Here is a 20,610-nt window from a genome sequence, read left to right on the forward strand (position 1 = left end):
GCGGGGGCGGGCGGTCAGGCGACGTCGCGGCCGTGGGCCCGCAGCGTCAGCAGCGCCTGGACCGTCACCATGGGCCGCGCCTCGATCTGTGGAGCCGGTGCCCAGGAACGCCAGTTGACCGGCCAGCCGCCGTCCTCGCGCTGCTCGCCCGCCAGGAAGTCCAGCGAACGGGCCATCTCCTCGTCGGTGAACCAGCCGCGCGCCAGGGAGCCGGGCACGCGTGCGTAGTCGTACGGAAAGTGTTGTTCCCCCGGCGCGTACCCCGGCGCGACCGGATACGACGCGCGGTCCTCCGGGTCCAGCACGGCCAGCCGCTGCTCCCGCACCTGCCGGCCCAGCCGGTCGGCAGCCGCCTCGGCCCGCGACCGGTCGGGGACGCCGTCCAGGAAGGCGACCGCCGCCTGGATCTCGTACGGGTGGGAGTGCTCCAGCGCGTCGACCGCGTTCCAGCAGAAGTCGGTCGCCCGGAAGAGCCAGGCGTGCCAGACCTCGTTGCGGTGCAGCACGCCCACCACGGGCCCGGTGGCCAGCAGCTCGCTCGGCGGGTCGTCGACGACCGGGATGAACGGCGCGCACGGGTAGCCGCGCTGCGAGGGGTGGACCGCGGGCAGCGCGCCGTCCCTGGTGGACACCTCGGTGAGATACCGGCACACCCGCTCCACCCGCATACCGCCACAGCGCCCCACGGAGTCGAGGACGTGCAGCGCGTGCGCCGTGTGCAGCGGCTGGCTCAGCGGGCCGCGCAGATCGGGTTCGAGTGCGTGTCCGTACCCGCCGTCCTCGTTGAGGTGGGCGGCGAGCGCGGCTTCCACCGCGTCGGCACGTCCGTCGAGGAAGTGGTACGCGAACCGCCGCTGTTCCAGCACCCGGGCCGTCAGCCAGATGAAGTGCTCGGCGCGTGCGAGAGGAGATAGTCCGGTTCCAGCCATGCTCCGAAGGTAGAGCGGAATGAGCCCAGGGCAAGGGCGCCGGGCAAGGCTGCACTCTCAGGGGCTGGATACTGAAGTCATGCGGTTGACGATTTTCTGGGAGCGGATGGCGGAGCACTTCGGCGAGGGGTACGCCGATTCGTTCGCCCGCGACCATGTGATGGCGGAGCTGGGCGGCCGTACGGTGCACGAGGCGCTGGCCGCCGGCTGGGAGACGAGGGACGTCTGGCGGGGTGTCTGCGCGGCGGCGGACATCCCCGAGGACCGGCGCTGAGCGCCCGCGGGTCCGGGGGCGTGCGGCCGGTTGTCACACGGGTACGCGAGACTGGGCCTGTGCCACCGACCGTCTGTGCCACCGACCGATGACCGATGAGACTGCCGAGGACCAGATGACCCCGGACGAGACCGCCGCGGACCGGACGAACGCCGACCGGACGCCCGCGGACGGGACGCCCGCGGGCGGGACGCCCGCGGGCGGGACGCCCGCGGGCGGGACGACGACTACTACGGACCGGGCCCCTGGCTCCGTGCCGCCCCCTCCCGCCGCCGGGCGTGGTGCGACGGGCCGGGCGGCGATGCCCCGCTGGCTGCCCAGGGCGATGGTGCTCGCCCTCGCCCTCGTCGCCTGCTTCCAGCTGGGCAGCTGGGCGTTCTACCAGCTCATCGGGTTGCTGACCAACATCCTCATCGCGTTCTTCCTGGCTCTCGCGATCGAGCCGGCGGTGGGACGCATGGCGGCGCGCGGCATGCGCCGCGGTCTCGCCACCTTCCTGGTCTTCTTCGGGGTGGCGCTCGCGGCGGCCGGTTTCGTCTTCCTGCTCGGCTCGATGCTGGCCGGACAGATCGTGGACATGGTCGAGGAGTTCCCCAAGTACCTGGACCTGGTGATCAACTGGACCAACCACACCTTCCACAGCGAGCTGTCGCGGGTGCAGGTCCAGGACAGCCTGTTGCACTCGGACTGGCTGCAGAAGTACGTCCAGAACAGTGCGAGCGGTGTGCTCGACGTGTCGACCACCGTGCTGGGCGGCCTCTTCCGGCTTCTGACGATCTTCCTGTTCGCCTTCTACTTCGCGGCCGACGGCCCACGGCTGCGGCGCGCGCTGTGCTCCGTACTGCCGCCGTCGAAGCAGCCCGAGGTGCTGCGGGCCTGGGAGATCGCGGTCGACAAGACCGGCGGTTACCTCTACTCGCGCGGTGTGATGGCGCTGATCTCCGGCATCGCGCACTACATCCTGCTGGTCGCGCTGGGTGTGCCGTACGCCCCCGCGCTCGCGGTGTGGGTCGGCCTCGTCTCCCAGTTCATCCCGACCATCGGCACCTACCTGGCGGGTGCGCTGCCCATGCTGCTCGCCTTCACGGTGAACCCCTGGTACGCGTTGTGGGTGCTGGTCTTCGTGGTGATCTACCAGCAGTTCGAGAACTACGGGCTCCAGCCGAAGCTCACGGCGAAGGCCGTCGACATCCACCCCGCGGTGGCCTTCGGCTCGGTCATCGCGGGTACCGCGCTGCTGGGGGCGGTCGGTGCGCTGATCGCCATTCCGGCGGTGGCGACCCTCCAGGCGTTCCTGGGCGCCTATGTGAAGCGGTACGACGTGACGGACGATCCGCGCGTGCACGGCAGGCGCGGACTCCGTGACGTACGGGGGCTCCGGGACGCGGCTGCGGTGTTCCAGGGGCGGGTCCCGCGACCGGGGAACGGCGCCGAGGACGCCGACGGCTGAACATCCGCGTGGTGCGCTTGACAGTAAAATCGAACAGCCGTTCTTATGGGGTTCTGGCCGGGTACTCGGACGAGTCGTCGACTGCGGTGTCCACCGAGTTGTCCGCCGAGTTATCCACAGGCGGGACGGGCTTCGGAGCCCATTGTCAGTGGCAGGGGTTAGCGTCATTGACGTGAAGCGATCGACTCAAGCAAATCGGGTGGAACCCATGGCAGCAGGCAACGACCGCGAGAAGGCGCTGGACGCCGCTCTCGCCCAGATTGAACGGCAATTCGGCAAGGGCGCGGTGATGCGCCTGGGCGAGCGGCCCAACGAGCCCATCGAGGTCATCCCCACCGGGTCGACCGCCCTCGACGTCGCGCTCGGTGTCGGCGGTCTGCCGCGCGGCCGGGTGGTCGAGGTGTACGGGCCGGAGTCCTCCGGCAAGACGACGCTGACGCTGCACGCGGTGGCGAACGCGCAGCGGCTCGGCGGCCAGGTGGCCTTCATCGACGCCGAGCACGCACTCGACCCCGAGTACGCGAGGAAGCTCGGCGTCGACATCGACAACCTCATCCTGTCCCAGCCGGACAACGGCGAGCAGGCGCTGGAAATCGTCGACATGCTGATCCGTTCCGGCGCGCTCGACCTGGTCGTCATCGACTCCGTCGCGGCTCTGGTGCCGCGTGCGGAGATCGAGGGCGAGATGGGCGACTCGCACGTGGGTCTGCAGGCCCGGCTGATGAGCCAGGCGCTCCGCAAGATCACCGGCGCGATGAACCAGTCCAAGACCACCGCGATCTTCATCAACCAGCTCCGCGAGAAGATCGGCGTCATGTTCGGCTCCCCGGAGACCACCACGGGTGGCCGGGCGCTGAAGTTCTACGCGTCGGTACGGCTCGACATCCGCCGGATCGAGACGCTGAAGGACGGTACCGACGCGGTCGGCAACCGCACCCGGGTGAAGGTCGTCAAGAACAAGGTCGCGCCGCCCTTCAAGCAGGCCGAGTTCGACATCCTCTACGGCCAGGGCATCAGCCGCGAGGGCGGCCTGATCGACATGGGCGTGGAGAACGGCTTCGTACGCAAGGCGGGCGCCTGGTACACGTACGAGGGCGACCAGCTCGGGCAGGGCAAGGAGAACGCCCGGAACTTCCTGAAGGACAACCCCGATCTCGCCAATGAGATCGAGAAGAAGATCCTGGAGAAGCTGGGCATCGGTGTCAGGCGGGAGGCCGAGCTCGGAGTCGAGCCGGCCTCGGACGCCGCAGGCGCCGGTGTGGCCGACGAGGCAGCGAAGACGGTTCCCGCTCCGGCCGGCGGCAAGGCCAAGACGGCCAAGACCGCCGCGGCCAAGAGCTGACCCGTGGTCCGGAGAACCGAATGGCCGGAGGCCACCGGCTCCGGGGGGCCCGGGGGTTCCGGAGCCGGTGACGTAGCCGGCCAGGGGGACGGAGGAGCGGGACCGGGGCGGCAGCGGTCGCAGCAGAAGCGGGCCCAGGACCAGGGCTCGCAGAAGCCGCAGGATCCGGCGGAGCAGGCTCGGGCCATCTGCCTGCGCCTGCTCACCGGGACCGCGCGCACCCGTAAGCAACTGGCCGAAGCACTGCAAAAGCGGGATATCCCCGACGAGGTCTCCGAGGAAGTGCTGTCCCGCTTCGAAGAGGTCGGGCTCATCGACGACGCGGCTTTCGCGGATGCCTGGGTGGAGTCCCGCCACCGTGGGCGAGGGCTCGCCAAACGGGCGCTCGCGCGGGAGCTCCGTACGAAAGGCGTGGACTCCGGGCTCATCGAGGAGGCCGTCGGGCAGCTGGACTCCGAGCAGGAGGAGGAGACCGCCCGGGAACTGGTCACCCGCCGGCTCCGCTCCACACGGGGGCTGGACCGCGACAAACGGCTGCGCCGCCTTGCGGGCATGCTCGCCCGCAAGGGATACCCGGAGGGCATGGCCCTGCGGGTGGTGCGGCAGGCACTGGAGGCGGAAGGCGAGGACCTGGCAGACCTGGAACACGGGGGGTTTCAGGGCGACGGGTAGCCGGACTGCGGGCGCCGGGCTGTGCGTGGTCGGGCTGTGGGCGCCGGGCTGTGGGCGCCGGGCGACGGCTCACGCCGCCGCCCGGGCGTTCAGGGTGCGACGACCGGGAGGCCTGCCGCACGCCAGGCCTGGAAGCCGCCGATGAGGTCCGTCGCCCGGTACAGGCCCAGCTGTTGCAAGGACGCCGCGGCGAGGGACGACGCATAGCCCTCATTGCAGATCACCACGGTCCGCAGACCGTGGCCGGTGGCCTCCGGCGCACGGTGGCTGCCCTGCGGATCGAGCCGCCACTCCAGCTCGTTGCGTTCGACGACCAGCGCCCCGGGGATCAGCCCGTCGCGCTCCCGCAGTTCCGCGTACCGGATGTCCACCAGCAGCGCCCCGTGCGCCGCGGCGTCGAAAGCCTCCCGGGGCCCGATCCGGTCGAGCTCCGCCCGTACCCTCTCCAACAGCTCGTCCACGGAGAGCGGTTCGGGTACGGACACCGGTTCGGGTAGGGGGTCCGGATCTGACACCGAGACCGGTTCGGGGACGGTGACTGGTTCGGCCACGGGGACTGGTTCCGGCACGGGGACTGGTCCGGGCGCGGGGACTTGTCCTGGCACGGGGCGCGGCTCGCTCACTCCCACTCCCCGGGGTGCTCGACCTGCTCCAGGCGCAGCAGGGGGCCGCTGCGGCTGTAGCGGCGCATCAGTGGCAGCGGCGGATAGTAGGCATGCACCGAGACCGCATGCTCGGCGGCCGACTGATTGAGCACCTGGTGGACGTGGTGGGCGCCGAAGGCCCGTCCGTCGCCCTGCGTCAGCTGCCGGGTGCGGTCGACTCCGTCGGCCAGTTCGAGGGTCTTCCATCCTTCGGTGGGCAGCCGTGCGGCCAGCGAGTCCTCCGTGAGTACGCCTGCCGCTGTGGCGAACGCGCCCTGGGAGCCGCCGTGGTCGTGCCAGCCGGTGCCGGTGCCGGGGGGCCAGCCGATCAGCCAGGCCTCGCTCCCGCCCGGACCGTCCAGCCGGATCCAGGTGCGGCCCTCGGGGTCGAGCGGGAGTGAGCGGATGAGTTCGGAGTCGGCGGCGGTACGGCGTACGAAGTCGAGGAGCCGGCTCGCGGTGGGCGCAGCGGAGCGCGCGGGCGCCGGGGCAGGGAGGGGTGCGGAGAGAGACATGATGACCGTCCGGAATGGTTCGCGGGGACGTGCGGCGCGGCAGCCCGGAACAGCACGAGGGCGGTCCGAACAGCACGAGCGCGGTCCGGAACAGCACGGGCGGTCCGGAACAACACAGGACAGCCCGGAACTGCACGGGGCGGCGCAGGCACGAAGGGGAAAGTGCGAATCAGCGGGACGGGCGACACACGCAGCCCGCATAGCGGACGAGGTCCATATGGACCCTCCGCCACAGGCGCACATCGGTGTCGGTCACGCTCCGCAGTACACCATGTGCGCCCAGGACGGTCAATTGACGTCCGCGGTGCTCTCCTCCCGGACCGCCGTCGCCGCCCCGCCCCGTGCGGCGTCGGCCGCTTCGTACAGTTCGGCGGGACGTACCCCGTTGAAGGCCGCCACCAGATGTCCGTCGGGACGCACCAGCAGCACCGTGTGCGCCGAAGCGCCCGGATAGGTCTCGGCGACCAGGAGTTCGGCCTCGACCGGAAGCGCGCTCACCGCGGCGGCCAGCCTCGGCATCACACCCGCCTTCACCCAGTGCCGCCGGTCCCACACCCCCGTACCCGGTGCGATCAGCACCACCATCAACTGCCCGCGTCCCAGGCGTTCGCGCAGCCTTACGGCCGTACCGTCCGGCGCCGTGACCCGTACATCGGCGACCGGAGCGCCGGCGGCGGTCCCCACCGCGGTCTGTGAGGGGGTGCGCGGGGGCGCAAGGGGCGAGTGGGCGTACACCGGGGGCGCGCCCAGCGCGCCGCTGCCCAGATGGCCGTCCGCGAGGAGGGCGTCGTGCCCGCGCGCCCTGCCGGGCAGATACGCGCGCAGCCCACCACCGCCGCGCAGTATCGGCAGCGACTGGTCAGCGGCGCGCAGCCGGGCGGCGACAGCGGTGCGGCGCTCCGCCTGGTAGCTGTCGAGCAGCAGCTCGGAGGCGCCGTGGTGCCAGGTCTGTGCCAGCTTCCAGGCGAGGTTGCCGGCGTCCCGCAGCCCCTCGTCCAGCTCCTGGGTACCGAGTGCGCCCAGCAGATGCGCGGCGTCCCCGGCCAGGAACGCCCGGCCCACCCGCCAGCGCCTGGCCAGCCGGTGGTGCAGGGTGTAGACGCCGGTGTCGATCAGTTCGTACGGAGGTGTCTCGCCGCCGCACCAGCCCGCCAGGGCGGCCCGGACCCGCGCCACCAGCGCCTCGGGGGTGACCAGTTCGGCGCGCGGCGGCAGCAGCCAGTCGATCCGCCAGACGTCGTCCGGCAGTGGACGGGCCGTCACCTCTTCCCCGCCGGTCCGCCAGGGCGGCAGCCGGTGCAGCAACGCCTCGCCGGGCCAGGGCAGTTCGGCGCGCAGCGCGGCCACCGCGTGCCGCTCCACCGCCGTACGGCCGGGAAACCGGATGCCGAGCAGTTTGCGGACGGTGGACCGGGCTCCGTCGCAGCCGACCAGATGGCTGCCGCGCCACCAGGTGCCCTGCGGGCCTGCCGTGTGCACGGTGACGCCGCCGCGGTCCTGTTCGATGGTGTCCACCCGGCTGCCGGTGACCAGCCTCACCTGTTCCCGGTTCGCCACCGCGGCCCGCAGCCCACGGGTCAGGGCGTGCTGCGGCAGATGGAACGGGGAGGGCCCACCCGGACCGGGTCCGCCGAACCCCTCGGCCGGGTCAGGCCCGTTCGGCCCCTCGGAGCCATTGACCACACCGGTGCCGTGGACCACACCCGTCCCACCGGTCTCGTCGGACCCGCGAAACTCGTGCGGACCGAATGAGCCGGATGGGTCTGAAGTGTCCGGAATGTCGACCGGCTCGCCCCGCCTACCGGTCGTGCCGGGGCCGCCGATTCCCTGACCGCCGATTCCGCCGCCGATCCTCCGGCCGTCGTACGCCACCGAACCGGCGGGGCCCCGGCCGGGCTCGTCGAAAACGACCCGCTGCATCAGCTGACTCCGCCTGACGGACCGCCAGGCGGCCCAGCGCCCGGTCTCACCCGGGGCTGTCGTGCAGCCGAGCCGGCCCAGGAAGTCGGCGGTCTCCGGGCGCAGTACGACGGTGCGGGCGGGGCGCGGTCCGTCCTCGCCCGTTCCCTCGTCGAGCACGACGGAGGGGACATCCTGCGCGGCGAGCGCCAGGGCCAGCGCGAGCCCGACCGGGCCCGCGCCGACGATGATCACCGGGTCCACGGTGCGGCTCCTCGAACCCGTGCGGAGAGGTGGCTGATGGCAGATAGAGCCCGGTGCGCGATCACAGAACGTATGCAACCCACTGCGCGTGCTTGCGTCAAGTGACGGCCGGATGTGGCGGAGCCGCTCCCCGGCCCCCGAACCGATCCCCGAACCGGCCCCTGAGCTGGTACCCGAGCTGCGGAAAGCAGCGGGACAGGCGGACGGCGGGCAGCCACAGCCGCCCGTGCCCGGAACGAATCCGTGGCTGGAATGCCTCTGCCTCGAACGCGTAGGCGTCCAGAGCGTCCTGACGCAGCCTCATCTCGACCGCGCCGCTCCTGCCCTGCTGTCCGGCGCCGCCTGTGCATAGGGCAGCGGAACCGGGGGCAGCGGAGTACGGGCCAGAGGTCAGACCCCGACCTTGCCGTCCTCGACCGCGTCGGTCGAGCCGTTGACCTCCGGGGGTACGGCCGAGGGCCCCACGGCGATCCCCGTCTTCGCCCGGCGGCCGCGCTTCTCGATCCAGGTGGCGAGGGCCGAGAGGAGCAGGCACATCGCCAGATAGATGGTGCCGATGACGACGATCGTCGAGACGTACGGGTACTGCCCGTCGACCGGTGTGTTGCTGGCGATCAGCCGTGCGGTCGCGAGCAGTTCCGGATAGAGAATGATGTAGCCGAGCGAGGTGTCCTTCAGCGTGACGACCAGCTGGCTGATGATGGTCGGCAGCATCGCGCGGACAGCCTGCGGCATCAGCACTGCCGCCACGACCTGCGACTTCCGCATACCCAGGGCGTACGCGGCCTCGCGCTGCCCCTTCGGTACGGAGTTGATGCCGGCCCTGAGCACCTCGGCCTGCACACAGCCGTTGTAGACCGCCAGACCCAGCGCGAGCGCCCACATCGAGTAGTCGGTGAGGAACCCGACCCAGATCGCGTAGATGGTGATCAGCAGCGGGAGGGAACGGAACAGCTCGATGAACGCGGTCGCCAGCCACCGCACCGGGCGGTGGTCGGAGAGCCGGCCGACGACCAGCACCACACCCAGGACCAGTGAACCCGCCGCACCCAGCGCGAACGCCTTCAGCGTGGCGACCACGGCGTCGGCGATGTTCGTGCGGATGCCGCTGTAGTTGAAGATGTCCCACATGCCACCGTCGAGGTCCCCCTTGCTGGAGAGACGTACGACGGCGACGACGATCAGCGCGACGATGGCCGCACTGCCGAGGACCGAGTAGATCCGGTTGCGTACGACGGCCTTGGGGCCGGGTGCGTCGTAGAGCACGCTGGCACTCATCGGGCGACCTCCATACGGCTCTCGACGAGGCGGAAGATGCCGCTGATCGCGAAGGTGATGATCAGGTAGCCGATGGCGACCCAGATGAAGATGGGGACGATCCCGTACCCCAGATCGCTCATGGCCTTCTGCCAGCCGAAGAGTTCGGTGACGCTGAAGGCACCCGCGATGGCGGAATTCTTGGTGAGCGCGATGATGATGCTGCTCAGCGGGGCGATGACGGTACGGGTGGCCTGCGGCAGCACGACCATCCGCAGGGTCTGCGAGAAGCTCAGACCGAGCGAGCGGGCCGCCTCGGCCTGGCCCAGCGGGACCGTGCCAATACCGGACCTGATGGCTTCACAGATGAACGACGAGGTGTAGAAACCGAGCGCGAGCGATGCCAGGAGGAAGGGGCTCATGCCCGGGAAGAAGATCTCGGGGACCACGAAGGTGGCGACGAGGAAGAGCAGGGTCAGTGGGGTGTTCCGCAGGATCGTGACCCAGGCCGTCCCGAAGAACCGGAGCGGAGGCACGGGTGAGACCCGGAAGCCGGCGATGACGATGCCGAGGACGCAGGCGATGACCGTGCTGATGACGGTGATCTCCAGGGTCCCTATGAAGCCGTCGCGGAACGCCGAAAAGTGGTCGAAAAGTACGTTCATGAGGTCTCCGCGTCGGCGGGCAGCAGCTGGAAGACAGGGGGCGTGGCGCCCCGTACCCGGGTACGGGGCGCTTCAGCGCTTACGGGCAGGCGGTACGGGCCGGCCGTTGGGGCGGCCGGGCCCGCGGTGCCGGGTGGATCAGTAGCGCTCGACGGCAGGCGGTGCGACGTACGAGGAGCCGGACAGGCCAAGGGTGGCGTCGTAGATCTTCTTGTACGTGCCGTCCTTGACGTGCTTCTCCAGGGCCGAGTCCATGAAGTCGCGCAGCGCCTTGTCGCTCTTGCTCATACCGATGCCGTACGGCTCCACGGTGAACGGCTTGCCGACCACCTGGAGCTTCTTCGGGTTCTGGGCCGCGTATCCCTTGAGGATCGCGTCGTCGGTGGTGACCGCGTCGACCTGCTTCGTCAGCAGCTCCTGTACGCAGTCGGAGTACTTGGCGAGCTCGGTGGTCTTCGCGCCGTACTTCGGCTTCTCGATCTCCGCGAGCGGGGTGGAGCCCTTGATCGAGCAGACCTTCTTGCCCTTCAGGGTCTCCGGACCCGTGATGGCCTTCTCGTCCTTGCGGACGAGCAGCGAGGCGCCCGCCTTGTAGTAGGGGCCGGCGAATCCGACGAGCTTCTTGCGCTCGTCGTTGATCGAGTACGTACCGACGAAGTAGTCGACCTGGCCCTTGGAGATGGCGGTCTCACGGATGCCGGAGTCCACGGTCTTCCACTCGATCTGGTCCTTCGAGAAGCCCAGGTCCGCGGCGATCATCCGGGCGACCTCGACGTCGAAGCCGGAACGCTCCTTGGTCGACTGGTCCTCGAAGCCGAGGTACGGCTGGTCGGCCTTCGCGCCGATGACCAGCTTGCCGCGCTTCTTGGCAGCCTTGAACGTGGGGGAGTCGAGGGAGACGTTCTTGGCGACCGTGTACGTGGGGAGCTTGGGGGCGTTGGCGGCGCCGGGCTCCGCCTTGCCGTTGTCGCCGGCCGAACCCGACTTGCCGCCGCAGGCGGTCCCGGTGAGAGCGAGCACGGCGATCGTCGCGAAGGCGGCGGACTTACGGAACTTCATGCTGAACATCCTCTATTTCGGCGCACGTTGGACGTCTGTCTCATCAGCTGTCGCATTGCTGTCTCGTCAGTGATGAAGGATCTTCGACAGGAAGTCCTTGGCGCGGTCGCTGCGGGGGTTGCTGAAGAACTGGTCCGGGGCGGCCTCTTCGACGATCTTCCCGTCGGCCATGAAGACGACCCGGTTGGCCGCGGAGCGTGCGAAGCCCATCTCGTGGGTGACGACGATCATCGTCATACCGTCACGAGCCAGCTGCTGCATGACCTCAAGAACCTCGTTGATCATCTCGGGGTCGAGCGCCGAGGTCGGCTCGTCGAAGAGCATGACCTTGGGGTCCATCGCCAGCGCCCGCGCGATCGCGACGCGCTGCTGCTGGCCGCCGGAGAGCTGCGCGGGGAACTTGTCGGCCTGAGCGCCGACGCCCACCCGGTCCAGCAGCGCACGCGCCTTCTCCTCGGCGGCTGTCTTATCGGTCTTGCGCACCTTGATCTGGCCGAGCATCACGTTCTGCAGAACCGTCTTGTGCGCGAAGAGGTTGAACGACTGGAAGACCATGCCGACGTCGGCGCGCAGCCTGGCCAGTTCCCGGCCCTCGGCGGGCAGGGGCTTTCCGTCGATCGTTATCGCGCCGGAGTCGACAGTCTCCAGACGGTTGATGGTGCGGCACAGTGTGGACTTGCCGGACCCCGAGGGTCCGATGACGACCACGACCTCGCCACGGGCGATGGTCAGGTCGATGTCCTGGAGCACATGCAACGCGCCGAAGTGCTTGTTGACGTTGCTCAGTACGACCAGGTCGTCCGACACCGGCAAGGGATTTTCGGTGGATTCGGCGGACTTGGTCACTGGCACTCCGCTCATCGGCTGTTCGCTCCGTCCTCCTCAACCGCAAGTGCGGTCGTGGTTGGAAGGACAGTAATGAGGCGCTCCTACCAGCGTCATTACATCTGAGCGGAAATTGAGCATCACGATCTGGTTGCATGCGGACATGGGCTGGACACTCCTGGTGAACGAGATCATGACCGGAGTACCGGGTGCGTAACGGAAACCCCGCAGAATCAGGAACCCTCTTGACTGGTACGGCAGCCATCGGCATGGATGACGAGACGTACGGATGAGACACACGGATGACAGAAGCGCGCACCACGGAAGGAGCCCATGAGACTGCTGCTCGTCGAGGACGACAACCACGTGGCCGCCGCCCTGTCCGCCGTACTGGCAAGGCACGGCTTCAAAGTCGTGCACGCCCGTAACGGCGAGGAGGCGCTCCGGTCCCTCCTGCCGGACGAGCAGGAGCCCTTCGGGGTCATACTGCTCGACCTCGGGCTGCCCGATCTGGACGGTTACGAGGTCTGCGGCAAGATCCGCAAGCGCACGGCGACCCCGGTGATCATGGTGACGGCCCGGGCCGATGTGCGGTCCCGTATCCACGGGCTGAACCTCGGCGCCGACGACTACGTGGTCAAGCCCTATGACACGGGCGAGTTGCTCGCCCGGATCCACGCCGTCAGCCGGCGCAAGAGCGCCGGCGAGGACACCGGGCCGGTCCCGGCGGCCGCACTCAGGGTCGGTTCCGTCGAGATCCAGCTGCCCACCCGGCGGGTCAGCGTGGAGGGCAGCGAGATCCAGCTGACCCGCAAGGAGTTCGATCTGCTGGCGCTGCTCGCCCAGCGCCCCGGCGTCGTCTTCCGCCGGGAACAGATCATCAGCGAGGTCTGGCAGACCAGTTGGGAAGGGACCGGCCGCACCCTTGAGGTGCACGTCGCGTCACTGCGCTCCAAACTGCACCTGCCCGCCCTGATCGAGACGGTGCGCGGCGTCGGCTACCGCCTCGTCGTCCCGGCCTGAGGCGCGTTCCGGCCCGTGCGCGCCCGACTGCTTCCGCTGCTCATCGTCCTCATGGCCGGGGTGCTGCTCGCGCTCGGCTTCCCGCTCGCGCTGAGCGTGGCCGCCGCCGCGCAGCAGAACGTGGTGGTCGACCGGATCGACGACACCGCGCGGATGGCCGAGGAGGCGCAGTTCGTCACCGAGATACCGGCGAGCGAGCAGGAGCGGCACGACACGCTCCAGGAGGAACTCGCCCGCTACGAGACGGTGTACGGCATCCGGGCCGGTGTCTTCTCCCGTGACCGCGTCGCGATGGCCGCGGCCCCGCAGTCCTGGCCGGTACCGGCCGGCGGTGAGGGCCGGATCGCCTTCGAGGACGCGCTCGCGGGACGGCGCAGCCGGGACCCCGCGCAGATCTGGCCCTGGCAGCACGGGCGGCTGATCGTCGCGTCGCCCGTCGTCAGGAACGGCGACGTGATCGCGGTGGTGGTGACCGACTCGCCCACCGACCAGATGCGTTCCAGGACCCTACGCGGCTGGCTGCTCATCGCCGCGGGCGAGGCGGGGGCGATGCTGCTCGCGGTGGGCGCCGCTTTCCGGCTCACCGGCTGGGTGCTGCTTCCGGTGCGCACCCTGGACGCCGCCACCCACGGCATCGCCACCGGGCTGATGAAGTCACGGGTCGCCTCGGGCAGCGGTCCGCCGGAACTGCGCCGCCTGGCCCGGTCGTTCAACGAGATGGCCGACAACGTCGAGGACGTGCTCGAACAGCAGCGCGCCTTCGTCGCCGACGCATCGCACCAGTTGCGCAACCCGCTCGCCGCGCTGCTGCTGCGGATCGAACTGCTCGCCTTCGAACTCCCGGAGGGCAACGAGGAGATCGCCTCCGTGCGCACCGAGGGCAAGCGTCTCGGTCAGGTCCTCGACGACCTCCTCGACCTCGCGCTGGCCGAGCACACCGCCGCTGAGCTGCGGCTCACCGACATCGCCGAGCTGGCGGCCGAGCGGGTCTCGGCCTGGCGGCCGGTCGCGGAGGGAAAGGGCGTCCGGCTCACCGGGGGAGGCGCCGTGGCCGTCACCGCCTGGGCCGACCCCGTAGCCCTCTCCAGCGCCCTGGACGCGGTGATCGACAACGCGCTGAAGTTCACCCCTGTCGGGGAGGAGGTGCGCGTCGAGGCCGCCTCCTGCGGCTCCTGCTCGCGGATCACGGTCGCCGACGGCGGACCGGGCCTCAGCCAGGAAGAACTCGCCCGGATCGGCGACCGGTTCTGGCGCAGCGGCCGGCACCAGAACATCAAGGGCTCGGGCCTCGGCCTCTCCATCTCGCGTGCCCTGCTCACAGCGGGCCGCGGCACGATCTCGTACGAGCAGAACGAACCACACGGGCTCCGGGTGACCGTGACGGTGCCGCGGACGTCCCCGGACGCGTAGAACTCCTGGCGCGGCCACGGCCGTTCGCGTGCGGCGCCGCCCGGATCAGGGCTTGACCGACCGGTAGTAGCGCCGTGCGCCCTCGTCCAGCTTCAACGGGTCCGTGTAGATCGCGGTCCGTACGTCGACCAGCTGCGCCGCGTGCACCTGCCGCCCGATGCGGTCGCGGCTGCGGATCACGCTGCGGGTGAACCCCTCGGTCAGCTTCGGGTCCTCGCGGTCGGTGGTGACCAGGACGTTCGCAACCGCGATGGTCGGCACCGGTGCGCCGTTACGGGCCTGCCGGTAGGCGTCGGCCGGCATGACGGCCGAGCGGTAGTAGCGGGTGGTGCCGCCTGCCGCGTGCAGACGGGTCACCAGGTCGTCGAGGGGAACCAGCCGGATCGGCCGGCGCGCGGCCAGATCGCGTACCGCGTCGGTCGGCAGGCCGCCCGACCAGAAGAAGGCGTCGATCCTGCCCGCCTTGAGGAGACCCGGACTGGTGTCGATCCCCGCAGGTACGGCCGTGATGTCCTTGACCGGGTCGAGGCCGGCGGCCCGCAGCACCCGGTCCGCTATCAGCCGTACGCCGGATCCGGGCTGGCCCACGGCGACCCGTTTGTGACGCAGATCGGCGGCGCGCTTGACCGTGGAGCTGTCGTCGACGGCGAGCTGCACATAGTCGTCGTACAGCCGTGCGCAGCCGCGCAGCCGGTCCGCGCCCGGCTTGCCGTCCTCGATGTACTTCGCGATGGCGTCGGCCGTCGCGATGGTGAAGTCGGACTTGCCGGTCGCCACTCTGGCGAGATTCTGCTGGGAGCCCTCGCTCGGCTGGAGATGTATGTCCACCCCGGGCATGTCGTGGGCGAGTGTGGGGCTGAGCAGCTTCCCGTACAGCTGGTAGACGCCGGTCCGCACCCCGGTACTGAAGGTCACGGTCCCGTGCGGGGAGGGCGGGCCGATGGGCAGCAGCCACCACATCAGCAGTCCGGAGACCACCAGTAAGGCCGCCGTCCCCTGGAGGGCGCGACGGCGGCTGAGGCGGGGCAGTGCCTTGGGCATGCGCGCGATCCTGCCAGTTCACGCCCCTGGCGAACAGGGGAGCGGAGCAGCGGACACGGCGGACGGCGGCGGGGTGCGGCCCCGGTCCGTGGGCGCGGTCGCCGTGCGCTTGTTCCGGGATCCGGAATTATTCGGTCTTGTTCATGGCTGTCACTATTGATCCTTGATCACCGGACGGCAGCCGATTGCCGCTGGACCGCACCCCGGAGGACCGCAGTGACGTCGAGCCGAACCGTCGGACAGATGATGTCGACGAATGTCGTGCGGGTGCAGCGGGGGACGTTCCTCAAGGAGATCGCCCGGCTCCTCACCGAACACCGTATTTCGGCCGTTCCCGTCGTGGATGACGACGACCGGCCGGTGGGGGTGGTCTCCGAGGCCGATCTGCTCCGCAAGCAGCTGGGCCTGACCGCGCTGCTCCCGGCCGTCCGGCAGGAGTCCGACCACCGCTCCAAGACCGAAGCGACCACGGCGGAAGGGCTGATGACCAGTCCGGCGGTGGTCGCGTACCCGGACTGGACGATCGTCGAGGCGGGCTGGCTGATGCAGGCGCGCAGCGTCAAACGGCTGCCGGTCGTGGATGACAGCGGCAGGCTGGCCGGGGTGATCAGCCGCAGTGATCTTCTCCAGGTCTTCCTCCGCCGGGACCGCGCCATCCAGGAGGAAGTGCTGGAAGGCGTCCTGACCCGGACCCTGGGTCTCTCGCCCTCCGCGATCACGGTGGATGTCAGCGACGGCCATGTGATGCTCAGCGGCCTGGTCGAGCGCAGGAGCGTGATCCCGGCGGCGGTGCGGCTGTGCCGTGGGGTGGACGGAGTGGTCGAGGTCTCCCAGCGCCTGCAGTACGACGTGGACGACAGCACCGGCGGGAGTTAGGGCCTTCCGCAACGAGGCCTGGCCCGACCGCCTCCACGGCCGGGGCGGGAGCTCCGCCCGGTACCGCCTACCCTGGTGACATGACCGCGCAGGACGCCCTGAACCGAAGTTACGAGATCCGCACCTACGGCTGCCAGATGAACGTCCACGACAGCGAACGGCTGTCGGGACTCCTGGAGGACGCCGGATACGTCCGTGCGCCGGAGGGCGCCGACGGGGACGCCGATGTCGTCGTCTTCAACACCTGCGCGGTGCGCGAGAACGCCGACAACAAGCTGTACGGCAACCTCGGCAGGCTCGCCCCGATGAAGACCAGGCGCCCCGGTATGCAGATCGCGGTCGGCGGCTGCCTGGCCCAGAAGGACCGGGACACCATCGTCCGGCGGGCGCCGTGGGTCGACGTCGTCTTCGGCACCCACAACATCGGCAAGCTCCCGGTGCTGCTGGAGCGCTCCCGTATCGAGGGCGAGGCCCAGGTCGAGATCGCCGAGTCGCTGGAGGCGTTCCCCTCGACGCTGCCGACCCGGCGCGAGAGCGCGTACGCCGCGTGGGTCTCGATCTCCGTCGGCTGCAACAACACCTGCACCTTCTGTATCGTCCCCGCGCTGCGCGGCAAGGAGAAGGACCGCAGGCCCGGCGACATCCTCGCCGAGATCGAGGCGCTGGTGGACGAGGGCGTCTCGGAGATCACGCTGCTCGGCCAGAACGTCAACGCGTACGGCTCGGACATCGGCGACCGCGAGGCCTTCTCCAAACTGCTGCGCGCCTGCGGGAAGATCGAGGGTCTTGAGCGGGTCCGCTTCACCTCGCCGCATCCGCGGGACTTCACGGACGACGTGATCGCGGCGATGGCCGAGACGCCGAACGTGATGCCGCAGCTCCACATGCCGATGCAGTCGGGTTCGGACACCGTCCTCAAGGCGATGCGCCGTTCCTACCGGCAGGAGCGTTTCCTCGGGATCATCGACAAGGTGCGGGCCGCGATCCCGCACGCCGCGATCTCCACGGACATCATCGTGGGCTTCCCCGGCGAGACCGAGGAGGACTTCCAGCAGACGATGCACGCGGTCCGCGAGGCCCGCTTCGCCCAGGCCTTCACCTTCCAGTACTCCAAGCGGCCGGGAACCCCGGCCGCGACCATGGAGGGCCAGGTCCCCAAGGAGGTCGTCCAGGAGCGCTACATGCGGCTCTCGGCGCTCCAGGAGGAGATCTCCTGGGCGGAGAACAAGACCCAGGTCGGGCGCACCGTGGACGTCATGGTGGCTGAGGGCGAGGGCCGCAAGGACGGCGCGACACACCGGCTCTCCGGGCGCGCGCCCGACAGCCGGCTGGTGCACTTCACCAAGCCGGACACCGAGGTGCGCCCCGGTGACGTGGTGACGGTGGAGATCACTTATGCGGCGCCGCACCATCTGCTCGCCGAGGGGTCGGCCGTGGCCGTACGGCGCACGCGGTCCGGGGACGCCTGGGAGAAGCGCAACACCGCTGCTGCGGCGAAGCCGGCGGGTGTCATGCTCGGGCTCCCCGGCATCGGCGCACCGGCGCCGGAGCCGGCCGCGGCCGGAGGCTGTGGCTGCGACTAGGGCCCTTCGGTCAGGTCCTGTCGTTGAGGTCCTGTCGTTCGGGGACTTTCGTTCGGATCAGGCCGGGCTCGGACGGCTGTCCGGCTCCTGTTCCGGCTCCTGTCGGGTTCCTGTCCGGTCAAGGACGGGGTTTCCGGCTGGTCGCCGCTCGGGCTCTGCGACGGGGCAAAACCCGCCTGCCGTGGCACTGGGTAGGCTGCGGATCATGCTCGTAGCCGCCGCCGTCTGCCCCTGTCCGCCCTTGCTCGTGCCCGAGGTGGCCGCGGGTGCGGCGTCCGAACTCGACTCTGCCAGGGCCGCCTGCCTCGACGCCGTCGGGGTGCTCGCTGCGGCCCGGCCCGATCTGCTGATCGCCGTGGGGCCCGCCGGTGCCGCGGACCAGGGTGTGCACGCCGAGGGCGCCACCGGATCGTTCAGCGGCTTCGGTGTGGACCTCCGGGTGCGGCTGGGGACGTCCGACGCCGGATCCGGACGCCGGCTGCCGCCGTCCCTCTCGGTCGCCGCCTGGCTGCTGGACCGCGCGGAGTGGGCCGGTGCACCGGTCGAGGGGCTGGGCGTCGGTGAACTGCTGGAGCCGGAACGCTGTCTGGCGGCCGGACGGGAGCTGGCCGGCCGCGCCGAACGCGTGGCCCTGCTGGTCATGGGCGACGGCAGCGCCTGCCGCACTCTGAAGGCCCCCGGATACCTGGACGAGCGTGCCGCCGGGTTCGACGCCGCTGCCGCACGGGCCCTGGGCACGGCCGACGTGGCCGCGCTGAAGGCGCTGGATGCCCGGCCGGCGTACGAACTGAAGGCCTCGGGCCGAGCGCCCTGGCAGATCCTGGCGGGCGCGGCCGACGGCATGGAGCCGGGTGGGCAGCTGCTCTACGACGACGCTCCGTACGGCGTCGGGTACTACGTCGCCACCTGGTCCTGAGCGTCGCTCCCGGAGGCGCAGCGGTCCCGGACACAGAGCGGTCCCGGAGACACAGAGCGGTCCCGGAGGCACGGCAATCCCGGAAACACGGCGGGCGGCCGCGGAGCGAGGTGCTCCGCGACCGCCCGCCGTGCTGTGCCGGATCCGTCGTGCCGGCCTGCTGTGCCGGACCTTTTGTGCCGGATCAGGAAGCGGTGGGCGGCTTGGTCGTACCGTCGCCGCCGTCCTTGTGCGAGAGGCGCTCCAGGGCTTCCTTGGCCTTGCCGGTGCCCGACTCGATCTTCTCGCTGTACTTGCCGTTGGTCCGGGTGTCGACCGTGTGAGCGGCCTTGTCGAGCCCCTCTCCGATCTTGTCCCCGTGCTGCTGCGCGAGGTCGGCGACCTTGTCCTTGGCCGGTCCGAGCTTGGCTTTCACGTTGTCCAGGAATCCCATGGCTACCTACTTCCCTCCGGAGGACGTTCTACTTGCGAACGCCCTCACCGGCTTCGTTGTCGGCCGCCGCAGCCGCGGACTGCTGACGCGGGATCTCCACGCCCTCTGCGGTGCCGCTCGCGGCGCCCTCCGCGGGCGCGTCCGCCACGGACTCCCCGGCCCGGTCATCCGACGCCGGCTCCGGGGCCGAGCCCTCGACCGCCCCCTCGGCGGACTCCTCAGCCGGCTTCTGCGCCGGAGCTTCGGTCGGGGCGCCCACGGCCGCCCCCTCGGCGGTGTCCTTCGCCTTCCGACGGAACATTGTAAAAATACCCATATTCACTCCATAACGTACTCGTGCGGGCGAAATTCCTCGCCCCCCGGAGCGCCTGATTGCGCCGACCGGGGCCACCGGTCGAAAGCCGTCGGCCGGAACCTCGGAAGAGGAAACGAATCCGGGCACCCGGCCGTCACGTAACTCATTCGGGGACAAGCCCCCGGGTTTGCGAGACTGAGGCGGTGAGAAGTGCAGCTCCCGCAGCGCGGGTCATCGCCGTCGTCGGTCCCACCGCGGCCGGAAAGTCCGATCTGGGCGTCACCATCGCCCGGCATTTCGGCGGCGAAGTCGTCAACGCCGACTCCATGCAGCTCTATGAAGGGATGGATATCGGAACCGCCAAGCTGACGCTCGAAGAGCGCGGCGGCGTTCCGCACCACCTCCTCGACATCTGGAGCGTGACCGAGGCGGCCAGCGTCGCCGAGTACCAGCGGCTCGCCCGCGCCGAGATCGACCGGCTCCTCGCCGCCGGCCGCACACCGGTCCTGGTGGGGGGCTCCGGGCTCTACGTCCGCGGAGCCATCGACGCGCTGGAGTTCCCCGGCACCGACCCCGGCGTACGGGCGCGGTTCGAGGACGAGCTGGAGCAGTACGGCCCCGGAGCACTCCACGAACGGCTGGCCGCCGCCGACCCGGAGGCCGCCGTGGCGATCCTGCCCAGCAACGGCCGCAGGATCGTCCGGGCCCTGGAGGTCATCGAGATCACCGGAAAGCCCTTCACCGCCAATCTGCCGGGCCCCGACCCGGTCTACGACACCGTGCAGATCGGCGTCGACGTCGCCCGCCCGGAGCTGGACGAGCGCATCGCCGTGCGCGTCGACCGGATGTGGGACGCCGGCCTGGTGGACGAGGTCCGCACTCTTGAGGCCCGGGGGCTCCGTGAGGGGCGCACCGCATCGCGCGCCCTCGGGTACCAGCAGGTGCTCGCGGCGCTCGCGGGGGAGTGCACCGACGACGAGGCGCGCACCGAGACCGTACGCGCCACGAAACGCTTCGCGCGCCGCCAGGATTCATGGTTCCGACGTGACCCGCGGGTGCACTGGCTCAGCGGTGCGGCCGCCGACCGGAAGGAACTTCCAGGGCAGGCGCTGGCCTTGGTCGAACGGGCGGTCACAGCCTGATCACGTGATGGCATCGGGACGCTCAGCCCGTCAGTTCGCGGCCGGGGGCCGTGCCATCATCAATCTGCGATCGACAGTGGAGTCCGAGTGGGGAGG

General features: G+C 70.2%; 22 protein-coding genes. 10 read left to right on the forward strand and 12 right to left on the reverse strand.

All coding sequences use genetic code 11. The features are described from left to right. Nucleotides 1–14 precede the first annotated feature (14 nt). Nucleotides 15–929, reverse strand: coding sequence for a hypothetical protein (locus tag OHB13_RS28005; RefSeq protein ID WP_328378877.1), 915 nt, complete (start codon nt 927–929; stop codon nt 15–17). A 79-nt stretch (nt 930–1,008) separates the two neighbouring features. On the opposite strand from OHB13_RS28005, the gene OHB13_RS28010 reads away from it, so the two are divergent. The 4 genes from OHB13_RS28010 to recX all read left to right on the forward strand — a co-directional run bounded on the left by OHB13_RS28010 (nt 1,009) and on the right by recX (nt 4,667). Further along, nucleotides 1,009–1,203 carry a DUF3046 domain-containing protein gene (locus OHB13_RS28010; RefSeq protein WP_266852379.1) on the forward strand — a complete coding sequence of 65 codons (195 nt, stop codon included), beginning with the start codon at nt 1,009–1,011 and terminating at the stop codon, nt 1,201–1,203. Between the two features lie 301 nt (nt 1,204–1,504). After that, on the forward strand, nt 1,505–2,653 hold the full coding sequence (locus OHB13_RS28015) for an AI-2E family transporter (protein WP_328380410.1): 1,149 nt from the start codon (nt 1,505–1,507) through the stop codon (nt 2,651–2,653). 208 nt (nt 2,654–2,861) lie between these two features. Next, nucleotides 2,862–3,995 (forward strand): recombinase RecA, encoded by a 1,134-nt coding sequence (recA, locus tag OHB13_RS28020; RefSeq protein ID WP_328378878.1) that lies wholly within the window; start codon nt 2,862–2,864, stop codon nt 3,993–3,995. A 3-nt stretch (nt 3,996–3,998) separates the two neighbouring features. Then, nucleotides 3,999–4,667, forward strand: coding sequence for a recombination regulator RecX (gene recX, locus OHB13_RS28025; RefSeq protein ID WP_328378879.1), 669 nt, complete (start codon nt 3,999–4,001; stop codon nt 4,665–4,667). An 89-nt stretch (nt 4,668–4,756) separates the two neighbouring features. Here recX and OHB13_RS28030 read toward each other — a convergent pair whose 3' ends face one another. The 8 genes from OHB13_RS28030 to OHB13_RS28060 all read right to left on the reverse strand — a co-directional run bounded on the left by OHB13_RS28030 (nt 4,757) and on the right by OHB13_RS28060 (nt 11,831). Next, complete coding sequence (locus tag OHB13_RS28030) at nt 4,757–5,182, reverse strand: rhodanese-like domain-containing protein (protein WP_405945301.1); 426 nt, start codon at nt 5,180–5,182, stop codon at nt 4,757–4,759. A 104-nt stretch (nt 5,183–5,286) separates the two neighbouring features. Further along, nucleotides 5,287–5,826 (reverse strand): cysteine dioxygenase, encoded by a 540-nt coding sequence (locus OHB13_RS28035; protein ID WP_266852376.1) that lies wholly within the window; start codon nt 5,824–5,826, stop codon nt 5,287–5,289. A gap of 169 nt (nt 5,827–5,995) precedes the next feature. Continuing rightward, a complete protein-coding gene (locus OHB13_RS38805; protein ID WP_341874680.1) occupies nt 5,996–6,082 on the reverse strand; it encodes a putative leader peptide in 87 nt (28 codons plus the stop codon). A gap of 32 nt (nt 6,083–6,114) precedes the next feature. Beyond that, nucleotides 6,115–7,989 carry an FAD-dependent monooxygenase gene (locus OHB13_RS28040; RefSeq protein ID WP_328378880.1) on the reverse strand — a complete coding sequence of 625 codons (1,875 nt, stop codon included), beginning with the start codon at nt 7,987–7,989 and terminating at the stop codon, nt 6,115–6,117. 390 nt (nt 7,990–8,379) lie between these two features. Further along, entirely contained in the window at nt 8,380–9,267 is an 888-nt protein-coding gene (locus tag OHB13_RS28045) for an amino acid ABC transporter permease (RefSeq protein ID WP_328378881.1), read from the reverse strand. Beyond that, nucleotides 9,264–9,911 carry an amino acid ABC transporter permease gene (locus OHB13_RS28050; RefSeq protein WP_266852373.1) on the reverse strand — a complete coding sequence of 216 codons (648 nt, stop codon included), beginning with the start codon at nt 9,909–9,911 and terminating at the stop codon, nt 9,264–9,266. Before OHB13_RS28050 ends, OHB13_RS28045 begins: the two co-directional genes overlap by 4 nt. A gap of 138 nt (nt 9,912–10,049) precedes the next feature. Next, complete coding sequence (locus OHB13_RS28055; protein WP_266852372.1) at nt 10,050–10,970, reverse strand: glutamate ABC transporter substrate-binding protein; 921 nt, start codon at nt 10,968–10,970, stop codon at nt 10,050–10,052. 66 nt (nt 10,971–11,036) lie between these two features. Then, complete coding sequence (locus tag OHB13_RS28060; protein ID WP_323183634.1) at nt 11,037–11,831, reverse strand: amino acid ABC transporter ATP-binding protein; 795 nt, start codon at nt 11,829–11,831, stop codon at nt 11,037–11,039. Nucleotides 11,832–12,128: 297 nt separating this feature from the next. On the opposite strand from OHB13_RS28060, the gene OHB13_RS28065 reads away from it, so the two are divergent. Further along, nucleotides 12,129–12,818 (forward strand): response regulator transcription factor, encoded by a 690-nt coding sequence (locus OHB13_RS28065; RefSeq protein WP_266852371.1) that lies wholly within the window; start codon nt 12,129–12,131, stop codon nt 12,816–12,818. A gap of 15 nt (nt 12,819–12,833) precedes the next feature. Beyond that, a complete protein-coding gene (locus OHB13_RS28070; protein ID WP_328378882.1) occupies nt 12,834–14,228 on the forward strand; it encodes a sensor histidine kinase in 1,395 nt (464 codons plus the stop codon). Nucleotides 14,229–14,273: 45 nt separating this feature from the next. Here the strand turns inward: OHB13_RS28070 and OHB13_RS28075 are convergent, their stop codons facing one another. Then, entirely contained in the window at nt 14,274–15,269 is a 996-nt protein-coding gene (locus tag OHB13_RS28075; protein ID WP_328378883.1) for a TAXI family TRAP transporter solute-binding subunit, read from the reverse strand. Nucleotides 15,270–15,512: 243 nt separating this feature from the next. On the opposite strand from OHB13_RS28075, the gene OHB13_RS28080 reads away from it, so the two are divergent. From OHB13_RS28080 to OHB13_RS28090, 3 genes are all read left to right on the forward strand, one after another. Beyond that, complete coding sequence (locus OHB13_RS28080) at nt 15,513–16,145, forward strand: CBS domain-containing protein (protein ID WP_328378884.1); 633 nt, start codon at nt 15,513–15,515, stop codon at nt 16,143–16,145. Nucleotides 16,146–16,225: 80 nt separating this feature from the next. Beyond that, nucleotides 16,226–17,728: a tRNA (N6-isopentenyl adenosine(37)-C2)-methylthiotransferase MiaB gene (gene miaB, locus OHB13_RS28085; protein ID WP_328378885.1), complete on the forward strand. Its 1,503-nt coding sequence runs from the start codon at nt 16,226–16,228 to the stop codon at nt 17,726–17,728. Between the two features lie 205 nt (nt 17,729–17,933). Next, entirely contained in the window at nt 17,934–18,644 is a 711-nt protein-coding gene (locus OHB13_RS28090; protein WP_328378886.1) for a class III extradiol dioxygenase subunit B-like domain-containing protein, read from the forward strand. A 184-nt stretch (nt 18,645–18,828) separates the two neighbouring features. Here OHB13_RS28090 and OHB13_RS28095 read toward each other — a convergent pair whose 3' ends face one another. Continuing rightward, nucleotides 18,829–19,077 carry an antitoxin gene (locus tag OHB13_RS28095; RefSeq protein WP_266852360.1) on the reverse strand — a complete coding sequence of 83 codons (249 nt, stop codon included), beginning with the start codon at nt 19,075–19,077 and terminating at the stop codon, nt 18,829–18,831. A gap of 28 nt (nt 19,078–19,105) precedes the next feature. Continuing rightward, entirely contained in the window at nt 19,106–19,393 is a 288-nt protein-coding gene (locus tag OHB13_RS28100) for a hypothetical protein (RefSeq protein WP_328378887.1), read from the reverse strand. Nucleotides 19,394–19,575: 182 nt separating this feature from the next. Here OHB13_RS28100 and miaA point away from each other — a divergent pair, with 182 nt between their 5' ends. Beyond that, on the forward strand, nt 19,576–20,514 hold the full coding sequence (gene miaA / locus OHB13_RS28105) for a tRNA (adenosine(37)-N6)-dimethylallyltransferase MiaA (RefSeq protein WP_328378888.1): 939 nt from the start codon (nt 19,576–19,578) through the stop codon (nt 20,512–20,514). Nucleotides 20,515–20,610 lie beyond the last annotated feature (96 nt).

The sequence above is a fragment of the Streptomyces sp. NBC_00440 genome, from assembly GCF_036014215.1.
GTDB lineage: Bacteria > Actinomycetota > Actinomycetes > Streptomycetales > Streptomycetaceae > Streptomyces.